Source organism: Kocuria sp. KH4 (assembly GCF_053711175.1).
Map to the genome: position 1 here is coordinate 1 of NZ_JBSJYX010000024.1, position 16,157 is coordinate 16,157.

Below are 16,157 nucleotides of genomic sequence, written 5' to 3' on the forward strand. Positions count from 1 at the left end.
CCGGGCGCCCGCGGGGGGGGGCGGGGGCCCGGGGTGCGGCGGGGCCCGCCGCCGTGCGGGGTGTGACCTGGCGGCCCGGATCCGGTACGCTGGACCGCTGGTGCCTCCCGCACGGGACCGCGCGCGCGTCCCCCGCACGGGACCGCGGCCGGACGACGACGGCGCACCGTCCACCGAGCGAAGCCGTGCCTGGCAAAATCCAGGCACCGACAGAAGGTTTGAACCCCATGAAGACTGACATCCACCCGGACTACCACCCGGTCCTCTTCCGCGACCTGGCCTCCGGCAAGACCATCCTGACCCGCTCCACCGCCACCTCGCAGAAGACCGAGACGTGGGAGGACGGCAACGAGTACCCGATCATCGAGGTCGAGATCTCCTCGGAGTCCCACCCGTTCTACACGGGCAAGCAGCGCATCATGGACTCCGCCGGCCGCGTGGAGCGCTTCAACGCCCGCTTCAAGAACTTCGGCAAGTCCGGCAGCTGACGCCCCTCCCGCACGCGGGACCCCGCAGCGCCGCCCGCAGGCCCGGACCGGTTCGGTCCGGGCCTGCGTCGTGCCCGGGGGCCGGTCCGCGCGCCGGGGCCCCGGGCGCCCGCCGGGCGTAGGCTGGCCCGGGACCGAGGGCACGCGAGACGGGAGAGCACGGATGGACCAGCACGAGCGGCGGCACGGGGAGTTCAAGGTGGTGGGCGGCAAGCTCGTGGTCGCCGACCTCAGCGTCGTCGACGGCCGCCTGGCCGACGTGTCGATCAACGGGGACTTCTTCCTGGAGCCCGACGAGGCCCTCGAGGACATCAACGCGGCGCTCACCGGGCTGGAGGAGGACGCGTCCCCGGCGCGGATCGCCGGGGCCGTGCGGGCGGGCCTGGCGGACGACGTCGTCCTGTTCGGCTTTTCCCCGGAGGCGATCGCCACCGCGGTGCGCCGCGCCCTGGCCCGGGCCACCACGTGGGACGACCACGCGTGGGAGGTCATCCCGCCCACGGTCCGCCCGACCGTGGAGAACCTGGCCCTGGACGAGGTGCTGGCCCGGGAGGTGGGCGCGGGCCGGCGCCGGCCCGCGCTGCGGCTGTGGGACTGGGACGAGCCGTCCGTGGTGATCGGCTCCTTCCAGTCCCTGCGCAACGAGGTGGACCCGGAGGGGGCCCGGCGGCACGGCATCTCCGTGGTGCGGCGCGTGTCCGGCGGCGGCGCCATGTTCATGGAGGCCGGCAACTGCATCACCTACTCCCTCTACCTGCCCCAGACCCTCGTGGACGGGCTGAGCTTCTCGGAGTCCTACCCGTTCCTCGACCAGTGGGTGATGCAGGCGTTCCACGAGATGGGCCTGGAGGCCTTCTACGTCCCGCTCAACGACATCGCCACGGAGCACGGCAAGATCGGCGGGGCGGCGCAGAAGCGCTTCGCCGGCGGCGGCATGGTCCACCACGTGACGATGAGCTACGACATCGACGCCCGGAAGATGACCGAGGTCCTGCGGATCGGCCGGGAGAAGCTCTCGGACAAGGGGCACCGCTCGGCCAAGAAGCGCTTGGACCCGCTGCGGCGCCAGACCGGCATGGCCCGGGCCGACGTCGTGGCGAAGCTGATGGAGGTCTTCACCGGGCGCTACGCGGCCGTGCCCGGAGCGGTGGGCGAGGACGAGCTCGCCGCGGCCCGCGAGCTCGTCGACACGAAGTTCGGCACCCGGGAGTGGCTCACCCGCGTGCCCTGAGCCGCGGCGGCCCCCGTTCCCAGGGATCCCGCAGCGGCGGAGGCCTAGCATGGGCGGCGGGGCGCCGCCCGGCGCGGCGCCCCGCCCGCCGTCCCCGCCGATCCCGGAGCCGTCCATGTCCCTCGCCGACCACGACCGCGTCCCCGCGCCGGTCCCGCCCCGCCCCCGGCACCCCGTGCGGCGGGTGCTGCTCGTGCTGCTGGGCCTGGTGCTCGTGCCGACCCTGGCCGCCGCACTGTTCCTCGGGAACCTCGGGCGGACCTTCGACGCCCGGAAGCAGACCCTGGCGGACGCCTTCCCGGCCGAGTCCACCCGCCCCGCCGCGGGCTCGGCCCAGGACCGCGGCACCACCGTGCTGGTGCTGGGCGCCGACACCCAGCCCGGCGGACGGGCGGACGTGGGCGTGGAGGGGCAGCGGGCGGACACCATCATGCTCGTGCACCTGCCCGAGGACGGCGGCGAGGCCTACGTGCTCTCGATCCTGCGGGACACCTGGGTGCCGATCCCCGGCGTGGGGGAGGCCAAGATCAACGCGGCCCTCGACGTCGGGGGCGTGCCCCTGATGGTCGAGACGGTCGAGGAGCTCGTCGGCACCCGGGTCGACCAGGTCGCCGAGGTCGACTTCGCCGGGTTCCAGGCGCTGACCGACGCGCTGGGCGGGGTCACGGTCGACGTGCCCCAGGACTTCGTCTCGAACGAGGGCATGACGTTCGAGCAGGGCCCCGAGCACATGGACGGGGCGCGGGCCCTCGAGTTCGTCCGGGAGCGCAAGGCCTTCGCCGACGGCGACTTCCAGCGGGTGGCCAACCAGCGCACCTACGTCCGGGCGGCGCTGGAACGGGCGCTGGCCCCGCAGACGCTGCTCAACCCGTTCCGGCTGCACGCCGTGGTCGACGACTTCTCGCCCTACCTGGTGGTCAGCGAGGGTCTCGACGCCCGGTGGGTCGCCGGGCTGGCCCCCGACCTCCTCGGCCTCTCCGGCGGGAACCTGCACATGGCCACCGCCCCGCAGCTGGGCCTCGGCTGGTCCCCGGACGGGCAGTCGGTGGTGGTGCCGGACCTCGAGGCGATGGCCGGGGTCGGCGAGGCCATCGGGGAGGGCCGTCTGGGCGGATATCTTGCTACGCTGAGCCCCGACGATCAGTAGTGCCCCGCCGGGTTCCCCGCTCCGGCGGGTTTCCCTTCCCCGCCCGCAGCACGCCCCGTGATCGACCGGGACGGCCCCTCTTGACCCCCGCGAGAGAGCCATGCCGCACACCCCCCGCCCCTTGTCCCCGGACGACGCGACCGCGCCCCCGCGGCCGTCGCCCGCCCGTCTGCTGACCACCCTCGCCGCCCGGCCCGCCGCCCGGGTGCTGCTGCGCAGCCCGTGGCCCCAGGCCGGTGCCGCGGTGGCCCGCGGCCCGGCCGCCGGCCCGGGCATGGACCGGCACCTCGCCGCCCGGCTGCGGCGCGCCGAGCACGCCCGGCCCGGCCCCCGCACGGCCCACCGGCTCGCGGAGCTCGCCCTCGCGGCGGGCAGGGTCGCCGAGGCGGACCGCTACCTCGCCCTCGTGCCCCCCGGCACGCGGGGCCTCGCCGGGACGCGCGCCCGGCGGCACCGGCACGTGGGACGGGTCTCCGAGGCGGTGGTCGGGCTGCGCCGGGCGGTGTCCGCCGGCCGGGCCACCGCCCGCGAGCGCCGGCAGCTGCACCGCTACGAGGAGGAGCTGCGGCTGCTCTCGGGCTGGCGTCCCGCCCTGACGCCGGTGGTCGGCTACCGGCCGAACCCGGCCTCGGTGCTGCACGTGCTCGCCGGGGCCCCGCCGCACCGCCGCGCCCCCCGGGCCCACTCCCTGCTCTCCGCGACCGCGGCCTCGGGCTGGGCCGTGACCGCCGTCGTGCGCCCCGGCCCGTCCCCGGACGCCGCGCCCCGGCGTGCCGCGACCGGCTGGACCGTGGACGGCGTCGCCTACCACCGCATCCTCCCCGCGGACCGGACGGGCACGGTCACGGGCCGGCTGCAGCAGGAGGCGCAGGCGCTCCTGGAGCTGGCGCTGCGGGCCCGTCCCGCGGTGCTGCGCACCACCAGCCACACCGGCAACGCCCTCCTCACCCGGGCGGTCGCGGAGGCCCTGGGGGTGCCGTGGGTGTACGAGGTGGGGGAGCTGCCCGCCGACCGGTGGGCGGCCACCCGTCCCGCCGAGGCCGCCGTGAGCGAGCGCTACCGGATGTCCAGCGCCCGGCAGGCGGAGCTGCTGTCCGCCGCGGACGACGTGGTCGCCCCGAGCCGCGCCATGCGGAACCGGGTCCGGGACCTCACCCGCGCCCTGCCGACCGGCCCGGTGCCGGCCCGGGTCGCGCCCCCGGCCGTGGACGGGCCCTACCTCGCCGACCCGCGCCCCCGGCGGGAGGCCCGTCGGGTCCTCGGGCTGCCCGCGTCCGTCCCGGTCGTGGGCGCCGTCGCGGACCTGGTCGGGCGCGAGGGCCTCGACGACCTGCTGCGCGCCGCGGCGCTGGTGGCCGAGCGGGTGCCCGAGCTGGTCGTGGTGGTCGTCGGCGACGGTCCCGCCCGGACCGAGCTGGAGGCGCTGGCGCAGCGGCTGGGGCAGGCCGGGCGCGTGCGGTTCACCGGGCCGCTCGCCGGCGAGGAGGTGCTGCTGCACCACCAGGCCTTCGACGTGTTCGTGGCCCCGCGCCGGGACGAGCCCGCCACCCGCTCCGCGGTCCCGGTCGCGGCCGTGCAGGCCCTGGCCACCGGCACCCCGGTGGTCGCCTCCCGGCTGCCGGCCCTCGCCGAGACGGTGGCCGACGGGATCACCGGGCTGCTGACCCCGGCGGGAAACCCGGAGACCCTCGCCACGGTCCTGCAGATGCTGCTCGAGTGCCCCGCGGTGCGCCGCTGCCTGGGCGAGGAGGCGCGGCGCCGGACGGTCCCGGCGCGGACCTGGCAGGCCGTGGCGGCCGAGGCCGCCGAGGTCTACGACCACCTGACCGGCCGGGCCGGGCCGCAGGAGGCCACGGCCTGAGCCGCGGCGCTTCCGGGGTCGCGGCGGAGGAGCCCGGCGGACGTCACGGGCCGCGGCGGGCCCGGAGCCACGGCGCGGTCAGAGCAGGCCCAGGCGCCGCAGCCGCCGCCGGGCGGCGGCCTCGCTCGGCCCGGTCCGCCCGAGGGCGCGGCCGACGACCGCGAGGGTGAGTCCCGCGGCCCCCCGGGTGGGCAGGGGCACGGGGCCCAGGCGGGGACGGCGCAGGCCGAGCAGCTCCCGCCGCTCCTCGGGCAGGGCGTCCACGACGGCCGCGAAGAGCGCCCGGTAGCCCGGCAGGAGCATCGGGTCCAGGGGCGGGCGGCGCAGGAACCCCACGACGTCGTCCACCCGCGCCCCGCCCGCGAGCTCGGGGCCGAACGCCCGCATCCGGGCGGCGAGCGCCGCCTCGGACCGCGGCGGGTCGGCCACGCCCATCAGCCGCCCGGCCACCGCCCACTCCCGCACGTAGGCGTCCGGGCCGCCCGGGATCGGCCCGCCCCACCGCTGGTGGGAGCGCAGGAACGCGTCCGTGAACGCCAGGTGCACCCACTCGGTGAGGTCGGGGTCGTTGGCGCAGTAGGGCCGCCGGAGGCCGTCGGCCCCGGTGTAGGTGCCGCGCACGCTCTCGTGCAGCCTGCGCACGTGGGCGGAGGCGCGCTGCGCGGCGCCCGTGTCCCCGTAGGTGACGGTGAAGATCCAGCGGATGGTCCCCGCCAGGCGTCCCAGCGGGTCCCGCCGGTAGTCGGAGTGCTCCACCACGCCCGCCAGCGCGCCCGGGTGGAGCGCCTGGGTGAGCAGCGCCCGCACCCCGGCCGGGATGGTGGCCATGGAGCCGTGCACCGCCCACACCGCGGAGCCCGGCCGGAAGTGGCCGGCGTCCTCGCCGTCGGCCAGGGCCAGCTCCCACGCGGGAATGCCGTCCGCCTGCCCCGCGAAGGTGGTCCGCAGCCGCTCCTGCAGCGGCGCCATCAGTCCCACGTGCCCGTCCTCCCGTCCCGTGCGGTGTCCCGGCCCAGTATGCGCACCGGCTCCGACACCCGGTGCGCCGGGCCCGGGCGGGCGCCGGGGCGGGCGCCGGGGCGGGCGCACGGTGCGGCACCGGCGGGTCCGGTTCCGTCGGCGGGCGTCCCGCCCGCACCGACGGGCGGGACCGGCGCTCAGTCCCGGTCCGGGTCCGCGCCGCCGAGCGGCGGCGCGCCCTCCAGGAAGCGCAGCAGGGCGGGGGAGCGGGAGACCACCGACTCGTGGTACCGGCCCAGCATCTCCGGGTCCCGGCCGATCACCAGCCGTTCCACGTCGTCGTCCAGGAACATGGCCAGCACGCCCCGCAGCGACTCGAGGGCCTCCTCGTCGCACAGCAGCGTGCGCACGGCCGCGGGCACGCGCACGGTGCGCACGCCGTCGAGCACGACGTCGGCGAAGTCCGGGTTGTCGCCGTCGCTCCACCGCGCCGCGGCCGCCGAGGAGAGCACCCCCAGGATGTCCACGGCGCCGGCCACCACGAGCGCCGCCTGCGCCAGCGCGCGCTGGCTGTCCCGCGCGCGGTCCCGGGCGCGGCGCCGGCCGCGGAGGCCGCGGTGGCTCCGGGTGCGGTCCACCACCAGGTACTCCAGCTGCAGGCTCCCGTCCTGCTCCTCGAGGAAGGACACCGTGACCTCCTCGGTGGGCGCGTCGCCGCGGACGCCGGCGTAGGCCCTGCGGAGCAGCTCCTGCAGCTGGGTGGAGGAGCGGCTCAGGGTGCGCCCGGAGAGGCTCACGGGACGCCCGTGGGCGTCGAGGCAGCGCACGATGCGCGGCAGGCCGGCCAGCGCGGTGGCGAGGGGAGTGTCCACGGTGGGATCGCGCCTTTCTGCCGGGACGGGGATCGACCCCCATTCTAGATGCGCATGCATCCGATGTGCCGTGGGATCTGTGGTCGGTTGTGGGGACAGCACCCCCGCTCATCAGCGGCGATGCGGCGGCTCCCGGGGACCGGGGGCCGCCGCATCCGCTCAGCCGGTCACGGCCAGGAGCCCTCCTCGGCGTGGGCGATGAACAGCTCGCGGATCTCGCAGCCGGCCGGCTGGGCGAGGGCGAACAGGACCGCGTTGGCCACGTTCTCCGGGTCGTTGAGCTGGGAGTCGTCCTGGGGCTTGTACTGCTCGTCGCGGTCGTCGAAGAACCGGGTCTTCATCCCGCCCGGGATGAGCTGGGTCACGCCCACCTCGCCCTTGAGCTCGGCGGCCAGGGCCTGGCTGAAGCCGAGCACCCCGAACTTGGACGCGCAGTAGGCGGTGGCGTCCGAGACGCCCTTCAGCGCCAGGGTCGAGGCGACCGTGATCACCCGTCCGCGCGACTCCCGCAGCGCGGGCAGCGCCGCCCGCACGGTGGAGACCGTGCCGAAGAGGTTGACCTGCACGACCTTCTCCCACTCGGCGGTCTCCACGTCCTCGAGCCGGCCGCAGCGGTCGATGCCGGCGGCGGTGACGACCGCGTCCAGGCCCCCGGCCTCCTGCACGGCCCGCCGGACCGTCTCGGTGACGGCGGCGGTGTCGGCGACGTCGACCTCGTAGGCGCTCACGCCGCTCAGCGCGCTGATGTCCCGGTCCAGGACGATGGGGGTGCCGCCGTTGTCGCGGACCGCCGCGGCCACCGCGGCGCCGAGCCCGGAGGCACCACCGGTGATCAGGACGCGACCGGGGTTGGTGGGCTGGAAACTCATGCAACTTCCTCTCTGCTGGGCACTGCTCCGCCCGCGGACGGCGCCGCGGGCGGACGTGCTGCTCCTCGTCGGAACAGGGGGCAGGCCCCCGCGGGTGCGGCGGCCTGGTCACTGCTACCGTAACCGCTCCCGGGCCGTCGGTAAGTATGCTCATCGGGACAGCCCCGGACCTCCCGGCTCCTTCTCGCGGCCGGAGGGCGTCCTCCCGACGGAACAGGAGATCCATGACCACCGCAGCACCGACGACCGACCCGACCACCGAGCTCACCGTGCTGGACCCGCGGGACGGGTCCGTGGTGGGCACCGTGGCCGCGGCCGGCGAGGACGAGGTCCGCGCCGCGGTCGCCGCCGCGCGCGCCGCCGCCCGGGACTGGGCGCGCACGGCCCCCGAGCAGCGCGGCAGGGCCCTGCGGGCGGCCGCCGACCGCCTGGCCGAGCACGCCCGGGAGCTCGCCGAGCTCAACACCCGCGAGACCGGCAAGCCCTTCGAGGAGGCCCTCGGCGGGGTCGAGGCCGGGATCGGCACCCTCTACCAGTACGCCGAGCTCGGGCCCGTGCACCGGGGCCGCAGCCTGCGCGGCGACGTGCTGGCGTCGGACTACACCGTGGCGGAGCCGCGCGGCGTCGTCGTCGCTCTCACCCCGTGGAACGACCCCGTCGCGGTGGCCGCGGGCCTGCTCGGGGCGGCCCTGGTCTCGGGCAACACCGTGGTGCACAAGCCCAGCGAGCGCTGCCCGCACGTCGGGGCCCGCCTCGGGGAGGTCCTCGCCGAGGCCCTGCCCGCCGGGGTGCTGGGCACCGTGAGCGGCGGGGCGGCCGTCGGCGAGCTGCTCACGGGCCTGCCCGACGTCGACGTCCTGGCCCACGTCGGCTCCACGGCCACCGGGGAGGCCATCGCCCGCGCCGCCGTGGGCACGGGCGCGCACGTCATCCGCGAGAACGGCGGCAACGACGCCCTCGTGGTCGACGACGACGTCGACCCCGCCTGGGCCGCCGAGCAGGCGGCCCTGGGGGCCTTCGCCAACGTGGGGCAGATCTGCGTGGCGGTCGAGCGCATCTACGTCCACCGCGCCGTGGCCGAGCCGTTCCTGGCGGCCCTGGCCGAGCAGGCGCGCCGGCGCAACGCCGAGGGCTCGCTCGCGCCCCTGGTCGACGAGCGGATGCGGGAGGAGGTCCACCGCCAGGTCGCCGACAGCGTCGCCGCGGGCGCCGTCGTGCTGGAGGGGGCGCGGGTGCCCGAGGGCCCCGGGGCCTTCTACCCGGCCACCGTGCTGCGCGAGTGCGGCCCGGGAATGACCGTCATGGCGGAGGAGACCTTCGGGCCCGTGGCCCCGGTCCAGGTGGTGGACAGCTTCGCGGAGGGCCTGCGGCTGGCCGCGGCCGACCGCTACGGGCTGGCCGCGACCGTCCTGACCGGGCGGATCGCCCATGCCCAGCAGGCCGTGGCGGAGCTGCCGGTGGGCACGCTGAAGGTCAACAACGTCTTCGGCGGCGCCCCGGGCGGGGCGGCGCAGCCGCGGCGGGCCAGCGGCGCGGGCTTCGGCTACGGGCCGGAGCTGCTGGACGAGATGACCCAGGTCAAGGTCGTGCACATCGAGATGCCGCCGACCCGCGGCTGAGCCCCCCGTGGCGGTCCGGCCCCCGGGCCGGGACCGCCACGACGGCGCCCCGGGCGGGTCCGGGGCGCCCGGGCGTCAGCCCCGGTGCAGGGGCTGGAGCAGCCCGCGCACGCGCTCGGAGGGCTGCTCGCCCAGCTCCTGCGCCACCAGGGCGCGGAAGCTCTCGAACGTCCGCCGCGCCTCGGCACCGTTGCCCAGCCCCAGGTGCGCGCGGATGAGCAGGCACACGGTGCTCTCCCGCAGGGGCGCGGCGTCGCGGACGGTGCGGGCCAGGGCCAGGGCGTGGTGGATATCGCCGTGGGCCAGGCAGAACTCGGCGCGCTCCTCCACGGCGTTGACGTAGAGCTCCCGCAGCCGGGCCTGCTCGGTGAGGACCCAGTCGTCGTACCACCCCGGCAGCAGCTCCACGCCGGGGCGGTCCAGCACCCACGCGTCGTCCCGCGCCGTGGACCAGGACGCCACCGGGCGCACCACCAGCTCGAGCAGGCGGTGCAGGTCCACCTCGACCGCCTCGGACAGCGCCAGGGTGCCTCCCCGGCACACCACCGCCCCCGGCAGGCGGCGGGACAGCGTGAAGACGGCGGCCCGCAGACTGCCCAGCGCGTGGTCCTCCGGGACCTCCGGCCACAGCAGCCCGGCGAGGTAGGCCCGGGAGCGGGGGCCGTGGACCGCCAGGGCGGCCAGCAGCCGCTGCTGCCGCGACCCCGTCGGCACCCGGGTGCCCCGCACCGTGGCGTCCCAGCATCCCAGCAGCCGCAGCGCGATCGTCGCCCGCTCGCCCATGACCTGCCTCCCCCCGGCTGACCAGGCACGATGTCCGTACCATGGGCTCACCGCCATGCTGGGCCGCGGCCCCGGGGAAAGTCAACGACATGTCGCCCCCGCACCGGGTGCGACCGCCCCGGCCCGGACCCCGACGGCGGGATCCGGGCCGGGGCGGTGCGGCGCGGGTCAGTCCCACCGCTTGTGGTAGAGCCGGTCGTCGCTGCCGATCGCGCACACGTCGATCCGGTCGCGGGCCCAGGAGACCGCCGAGGGGTTGTGCTTGACCCGCCCGCCGAGGCTCTCCCAGCCGCTCCAGCCGCGGTCGTACCACCGGTGCCACACGGCGTCGTCGGTGCCGACCACGAAGCAGTCGAGCCGGCCCCGGGCCCAGGACGAGGCGCCGGTCCCGCCCCGGCAGACGCCGCCGAGGCTCTCCCAGCCGCTCCAGCGGCGGCCGTTCCACCACGTGTGCCACAGGGCGCTGTCGGTGCCGATGCCGAAGCAGTCGATCCGGTCCCGGTCCCAGGACACCGCGGAGGGGTTGTACCGCAGTCGGCCGCCGAGGCTCTCCCAGCCGCTCCAGCGGCGCCCGTTCCACCACTTGTGCCACAGGGCGCGGTCCGTGCCGAGCACGAAGCAGTCCAGCCGGTCGCGTGCCCAGGAGGAGACCCCCACGCCGCCGCGGCACCGCCCGCCCAGGCTCTCCCAGCCGTTCCAGCGGCGCCCGTCCCACCACCGGTGCCACAGGGCGCCGTCGGTGCCGATGCCGAAGCAGTCGATCCGGTCCCGGTCCCAGGAGACGGCCGCGGGATTGGACCTCAGCCGGCCTCCGAGGCTCTCCCAGTCGCTCCAGCCGCGGTCGTACCACTTGTGGTAGAGCGCCTCGTCGGTGCCGACGACGAAGGCGTCGAGCCGGCCCCGGGCCCAGGAGGACAGGCCGGTGCCGTACCGGCAGACCCCGCCCAGGTCATCCCACCCGGACCAGGCGGTGGTGGTCACGGGGGCCGCGGTGCCGGCCGGGGCCGAGCCCAGGGCCGCCCCGGCGCCCAGCACCGCCCCGGCCGTGATGAGGTTCCTCCGGGAGACGCCGCCGGGGGCGGCGGCCCGGTCGTGCGGAAGGTCGCGTGTGGTCATGGTGCGCTCCTCGACGCGGGGCGGGACCGGCCGGTGGCACGGTGCTCCCGCCGCGGTGGACGGTGGCCGCGACCGGGGCGGGACGTCGAGCCCGTCCGCCGGGGCGGGTCCCGGGCCCGCCGGTCGCACGGCCATGATCCGGCCCGCGGTGTGACCCCGGTGTGACTACCGCCGGGACACTTCGCCGGACCCCGTCCGGGGCCCGGTGGGGGCCCGTTCGGACGCGGGCCGGCGGGCGGCCCGGCGGCGACCGGCGGTGCTCAGAAGCGGCGGCGGACGCGGATGGTGCGGGCCAGGCGCCGGACCTTGGGCACGTTGGTGGAGAGCACCAGGTAGCCGGTGAGGGTGCCCACGGTGGTCGCCCCGCCGGCGATGAGCGGCGTGTGGTACCGGCGCCACCGCTCCGGGTCCGAGGCCAGGATGTGGGCCAGCCCGTTGATGGACGCGGCGATCACCGCCCCGGCGACCACCTGGTGGCCGATCTTCTCGCCGCGCTTGAGCAGCGGCTCGAACTCGTCGGCGCGCAGGTGGACGTCGAAGCCGCCCCGTTCCAGGACCACGATCAGCCGGCGCAGGTACTCCGGGGCCTCCACGCCCATCTGCACGGCGTCCTCCACGGTGTCCCGCAGCCGCTTGACGAGGACCTCGGGGGAGAGGCGGTGCAGGACGAAGCGCTGGGCGTAGGGGGTGAGGACCGTGACCAGGTCGAAGTCCGGGTCCAGGCCCGTGCCCACGGACTCGGCCGTGACGAGCATCCGCAGGAACAGGGCGGACTCGCGCGGCAGGTGCATCCGGTAGCGGCGCAGCAGGCCGATGAGGTCGCCCATGAGGTGGCCCACCCGCACCTCCTGCAGCGGCTTGTTGGCGTAGCGGCCCAGCATGATCCCCACGTCGCGGTCCAGCTCCCGCTTGTTGACGTCCTCCTCCTGTGACGTCATCCCGAGCAGCCCGGCCGCCGCGCGCCGGGGGTTCTGCTGCACCACCCCGAGCATGAGGGTGACCAGGTGGTCGCGGAACTCGTCGGTCAGGGTCCCCATCATGCCGAAGTCGATGATGCCGATCCGCCCGCCGGCCTCCACGAAGAGGTTGCCGGGGTGGGGATCGGCGTGGAAGAAGCCGTGCTCGAAGATCATCCGGCAGATGGCCTCGGTCGAGTCCACGGCCAGCAGGTGCCGGTCGAGGCCGGCCGCCTCGAGCGCGGGGTAGTCGTTGATCTTGATCCCGCGGATCCGCTCCATGGTGAGGATCCGGGAGGTGGAGGCCTCCCAGAAGATCTCCGGGACGTGCACCCGGGGGTCGCCCCGGAAGTTCTCCGCCATCCGCTGGGCGTTGCGGGCCTCCGTGAGGTAGTCCAGCTCGTCCCGCAGGGACTGCGCGAACTCGTCCGCGAGCCCGGCGAGGTCGAAGTGCTCCACGGCCGGCCAGTAGGTGGACAGCAGCTTGGCCAGCTCCGCGAGGATCTCCAGGTCCCGGTTGACCTCCTCGACGACGCCGGGCCGGCGCACCTTCACGACCACGTCGACGCCGTGGTAGACGGCGGCGTGGGCCTGGCCGATCGAGCCGGTGGCCAGCGGGGCGGGGTCGATCTGGGCGAGGATCTCCTCGGCCGCGGAGTCGGGCTCGGACTCGATCATCGCGCGGATCTGCTCCGGCGGCACCGGCGGCGAGTTGTCCTGCAGCCGGGTGAGCTCCTGGACGTAGCGCGGCGGCAGGAGGTCCGGGCGCGTGGAGACCAGCTGCCCCAGCTTCACGAAGGTGGGGCCCAGCTCCTCGAGGGCCTGGCGCAGGTGCACCGGCTGGCTGTAGAGCTTGTTCGGGTCGATCAGCCGCACCCGGGCCAGCGGCGCCCGCCACTCCTCCTTGATCCCGCCGAGGGCGAAGCCGAAGCCGTGCTTGGAGAGCACCTCGAGGATCTGCAGGAAGCGTTCGCGGCGGCTGATCATCGGCCGGCCACTCCGGTGCTCATCCGGGCCAGGTAGAAGGACATGAAGCCGGTGGCCACCGCCACGATGAAGCACAGCGCGCTGACCAGCGGCTCGATCCCCAGGAACACCGCCCCGACCCCGGCCAGCAGCACGGTCACCGCCAGCAGCGCCCAGACGGCCACGCCCACCCGCCCGGGGGCGCCGGGGCGGGGCCGGGCGGAGGAGCGCTGGGCGGAGACGTCCTCGTCCTGCCCCGCGCGCTCGGCGCCGGCGGCGCCCGGCCCGGTCACGGTCAGGCCCTTGCGCCACTTCTTGGCGTTGCGGGAGCGGTCGGCCTCGGCGGGGACGTAGGCGTCCGGCACCGGGTAGCTGTCGGCGGGCGGGAGCAGCTCGGGGACGTCGTTGGGCAGGCGCTCGAACCACTCCGCCGGGATCTCCTCCGGGCGGGCGGCCTGGATGGTCATCGACACCTCGAAGGCGGAGCCGCGGACCGTGCCCCACACCGCGGTGAGCAGCTCGTGCTGGAACGCGTGGTTGATGATCGGGATGAACTGCTGGGACATCTGGGTGGAGAGCCGGCCCACCTGCCGGCGCTCGTAGAGCACGTCCACGGTGTCCACGACCTGCCCGTGATGGTTCTTGACCTTGTTCGCCTCCAGGGTCAGCATCACCCGGCCCTCGCCCGACGGCGGCACCACGCTGTGCAGGTACTCGGCGAACTCCTGCTCGTCCAGGACCTTGATCGAGGGCCCCTGCGGCAGCACGGTCGCGTGCGTCGGGGGCGTGTTGAGGGGGAACAGCAGGTCCGGGGCCGCGATCGACAGCCGCGCCGTCGCGTCGACCTCCGCCTGACCGTCCTGGCGCAGCACGGTGGCGTCGAGCTTGAGCGGGGCCACCGGCGTGAACCCGGAGGCGATCACCCGGGCCAGGTAGGGCCAGTACCGCTGCGCGTCCTGCTGGGCGAGGTGGCCGACCTTGTTGGGGCCGATCCGCACCGAGACCGTGTGCGGGTCGAAGGGGTTGTCCGGCTCCGGCACGAGCGCCGCATTGCCCGTCCAGGTCCGCAGCTTGCCGAAGGACAGACCGCCGAACACCCGCATGATCTCGGTGTCGTAGAAGTTCTCCGTGACGATCTCCAGAGAGCCGCGGTCGTTGAGCGCGTAGTCGGTCATGGTCTCCCTCGGTGGAGCTGGGGCGGCAAGTCGTCAATAGCTTCTCACGATTCCCCCACCGGCCCGTTCAGGCCCGGCCCCCGCCGGCCCGGTCCCTACGGTGTCCGGGCCGGCTGGTGCAATGGGCACCGATCAGGACGCCGGGGCGGGCCCCGGGGCCCGTCCCGGTGCCCGCCCCGGGACGAGAGCCGGACCGGGGCCGGAGAGGAGGTGCGGATGCCCCAGGGCCAGGTCCCCCCGCCCGAGCCCGACCGCCCGGCCGTGGACGTCGACGTGCTCCGCACGCTGTTCCTCAGCCCCCGCGGCTGGATCCACCGCCGTGTGGAGTCCGTGCTCATGAGCCCCGACGGCGTCACCCGCCGGAAGGTCTCCCTCGACGTGGACCTCGCCGCCCACGACCCGTGGCCGGCCGACGCCGCCGGCCGGCTGCTGGTGCCGGTCACCATCCAGGCCAAGCAGCCCCTGCGCAACTTCGACGCCGAGTGCGAGGGGGAGCCCGCCCCCGTGCTCGGCACCGAGGACAACGGGGCGCTCGCCGAGCTGCTGCTGCGCGGGCTCATCCCGGAGCAGCTGCCGCCGGCCGAGGCCGCCCTGCTGGCCGAGCGGCACGTGCCCGCGATCGTGCACGCGCCGGAGCTGCGCGTGGAGGACGCCCTCGACCGGTTCTGGGCCCACTGCGAGCACCTGCGCGCGGTCGTGGCCGGGCTGATCGCCCGAGGCCGGCTCTCGGCGGAGGACGCCGAGGACTGGGACGGCGACTTCGCCCTGTTCACCACGGTCGCCGACCAGCTGGCCCGCGGGTTCCTGCTGACCTTCGCGCTGCCCGCCGAGCTCGCCGGCCGGCGGCTGGTGCTCAAGTACGCCATGGACGAGCAGTACGCCGCCGGCCGCCGGCCGCGGGCGCAGGACCGGCTGCGGCACTGCTGGAAGCCCTGGGTCGGCCGGGTGGGCCTGCACGACCTCGCCTCCTGCCGCAGCTTCCACCTGGAGCTGACGGTGCCCGCGGAGGTCCGGCTGCACGAGTTCACGGTCCTCTCCGCCGAGGAGGACCGGACCGGCCCGGACCGGGCGCTGGACCGCGTCCTCGCCGAGGACCGGACCGTGCAGCGGTGGCCCGGCGCCGTCCGCGGCCACCTGGCGCTGCGGCCCACGTCCCGGTTCGACGACGCCTTCTGCGAGATGGTGATCCTGCCGGCCCGGCAGGGCATCACGGCGTTCGCCTCCGTGGCGGTGAGCCTGATCACCGCGGTCCTGCTGCTCGTGGGGCTCGTGGCGGCCGTGCCCGACCGGGTGCTGGGCCCGGGCTGGCAGGTGCCGTCCGCGGCGGCGTCGATCGTGATGTCCGTGGTCGCGGTGCTGCTGTCCTGGATCAACCGGCAGCCCGAGCACGACCTGTCGGTGCGGGTGATGCGCCCGCTGCGCTACGCCCTGAACCTGGAGGCGTGCGTGATGCTGATGCTCGCCGGCGCGGCGTCGGTGCCCTTCACCCCGGGGGCGGCCGCGGCCTACTGGGCGCTGCTGCTGCTCCTGCACGCGCTGTCCCTCGTGCTGGTCGCGCGCACCTGGTGGGTGCGCCGGGCCGTGGACCGCGGCCGCTACACCGCCCGGGCGCGACGGCGCGGGCCGTGACCGGCGGCGCCCTGTTCAGCGGGACGGTGGCCTCCTACACTGGAGGGGTCACGGAAAGGATCCACCATGGCCTACGACGCACGGACCGGCCCGCAGGAGCCCCAGCCGCGCCGCCAGCGCCCCAACGACACCACGGTGAACGTGCTGCAGATGGGCAACTCCTCGATGTCCCTCGGCCAGAGCCTGGACCGGCGGGTCTTCAAGTCCAACGAGGACGCCCAGCGCGCGGTGGAGCGCGTGCTGCGCCGGGCCGCCCGCCGCGCCGGCTGAGACGGCGCCGCCGGACCGGCCGCCCACCGGGCGGCGGGCCTGCCGGCCGCTGCCCGCCGGGATCCTGACCCCACGACCCCTCCGCCCCCGGGACCCGACCCGGGGGCGCTGCCGTGCCCTCGGGGGCGCCGGCACCGCGCGGCGTCCCCGGCCACGGGCCGGCCCCCGACGGCGCCGGGCGGACCGGGCACCCGGAGGACGGCGGCGTGCGGCCG

14 protein-coding genes are annotated in these 16,157 nt (G+C 76.0%); 7 read left to right on the forward strand and 7 right to left on the reverse strand.

Features of this window, described 5'->3' with window-relative positions:
• The first annotated feature begins 227 nt into the window (after positions 1-227).
• The 4 genes from ACWCOM_RS15120 to ACWCOM_RS15135 all read left to right on the forward strand — a co-directional run bounded on the left by ACWCOM_RS15120 (position 228) and on the right by ACWCOM_RS15135 (position 4,727).
• Entirely contained in the window at positions 228-488 is a 261-nt protein-coding gene (locus ACWCOM_RS15120) for a type B 50S ribosomal protein L31 (protein WP_047802707.1), read from the forward strand.
• 163 nt (positions 489-651) lie between these two features.
• The gene (locus tag ACWCOM_RS15125) at positions 652-1,719 is read left to right on the forward strand and encodes a lipoate--protein ligase family protein (RefSeq protein WP_454549578.1); all 1,068 of its coding nucleotides are present in this window, start codon (positions 652-654) and stop codon (positions 1,717-1,719) included.
• A gap of 115 nt (positions 1,720-1,834) precedes the next feature.
• Entirely contained in the window at positions 1,835-2,866 is a 1,032-nt protein-coding gene (locus ACWCOM_RS15130; protein ID WP_454549579.1) for an LCP family protein, read from the forward strand.
• A gap of 100 nt (positions 2,867-2,966) precedes the next feature.
• Positions 2,967-4,727, forward strand: a complete 1,761-nt coding sequence (locus ACWCOM_RS15135) for a glycosyltransferase (protein WP_454549580.1) — start codon at positions 2,967-2,969, stop codon at positions 4,725-4,727.
• Between the two features lie 78 nt (positions 4,728-4,805).
• Here the strand turns inward: ACWCOM_RS15135 and ACWCOM_RS15140 are convergent, their stop codons facing one another.
• From ACWCOM_RS15140 to ACWCOM_RS15150, 3 genes are all read right to left on the reverse strand, one after another.
• On the reverse strand, positions 4,806-5,696 hold the full coding sequence (locus tag ACWCOM_RS15140) for an oxygenase MpaB family protein (protein WP_454549635.1): 891 nt from the start codon (positions 5,694-5,696) through the stop codon (positions 4,806-4,808).
• Between the two features lie 188 nt (positions 5,697-5,884).
• Entirely contained in the window at positions 5,885-6,559 is a 675-nt protein-coding gene (locus ACWCOM_RS15145) for a hypothetical protein (protein ID WP_454549581.1), read from the reverse strand.
• Positions 6,560-6,726: 167 nt separating this feature from the next.
• The gene (locus ACWCOM_RS15150) at positions 6,727-7,428 is read right to left on the reverse strand and encodes an SDR family oxidoreductase (RefSeq protein WP_454549582.1); all 702 of its coding nucleotides are present in this window, start codon (positions 7,426-7,428) and stop codon (positions 6,727-6,729) included.
• 224 nt (positions 7,429-7,652) lie between these two features.
• Between ACWCOM_RS15150 and ACWCOM_RS15155 the strand changes: the two genes are divergently transcribed.
• Positions 7,653-9,047 (forward strand): aldehyde dehydrogenase family protein, encoded by a 1,395-nt coding sequence (locus tag ACWCOM_RS15155; protein WP_454549583.1) that lies wholly within the window; start codon positions 7,653-7,655, stop codon positions 9,045-9,047.
• Positions 9,048-9,122: 75 nt separating this feature from the next.
• Here ACWCOM_RS15155 and ACWCOM_RS15160 read toward each other — a convergent pair whose 3' ends face one another.
• The 4 genes from ACWCOM_RS15160 to ACWCOM_RS15175 form a co-directional block, all read right to left on the reverse strand.
• Positions 9,123-9,830 (reverse strand): AfsR/SARP family transcriptional regulator, encoded by a 708-nt coding sequence (locus tag ACWCOM_RS15160; protein ID WP_454549584.1) that lies wholly within the window; start codon positions 9,828-9,830, stop codon positions 9,123-9,125.
• Between the two features lie 168 nt (positions 9,831-9,998).
• Complete coding sequence (locus ACWCOM_RS15165; RefSeq protein WP_454549585.1) at positions 9,999-10,946, reverse strand: hypothetical protein; 948 nt, start codon at positions 10,944-10,946, stop codon at positions 9,999-10,001.
• 260 nt (positions 10,947-11,206) lie between these two features.
• Positions 11,207-12,889 carry an ABC1 kinase family protein gene (locus tag ACWCOM_RS15170; protein ID WP_454549586.1) on the reverse strand — a complete coding sequence of 561 codons (1,683 nt, stop codon included), beginning with the start codon at positions 12,887-12,889 and terminating at the stop codon, positions 11,207-11,209.
• Positions 12,886-14,043, reverse strand: a complete 1,158-nt coding sequence (locus ACWCOM_RS15175; protein WP_454549587.1) for a hypothetical protein — start codon at positions 14,041-14,043, stop codon at positions 12,886-12,888. Before ACWCOM_RS15175 ends, ACWCOM_RS15170 begins: the two co-directional genes overlap by 4 nt.
• Positions 14,044-14,259: 216 nt before the next feature.
• Here ACWCOM_RS15175 and ACWCOM_RS15180 point away from each other — a divergent pair, with 216 nt between their 5' ends.
• Positions 14,260-15,672, forward strand: coding sequence for a hypothetical protein (locus tag ACWCOM_RS15180; protein WP_454549588.1), 1,413 nt, complete (start codon positions 14,260-14,262; stop codon positions 15,670-15,672).
• A 66-nt stretch (positions 15,673-15,738) separates the two neighbouring features.
• Complete coding sequence (locus ACWCOM_RS15185) at positions 15,739-15,942, forward strand: hypothetical protein (RefSeq protein ID WP_454549589.1); 204 nt, start codon at positions 15,739-15,741, stop codon at positions 15,940-15,942.
• Positions 15,943-16,157 lie beyond the last annotated feature (215 nt).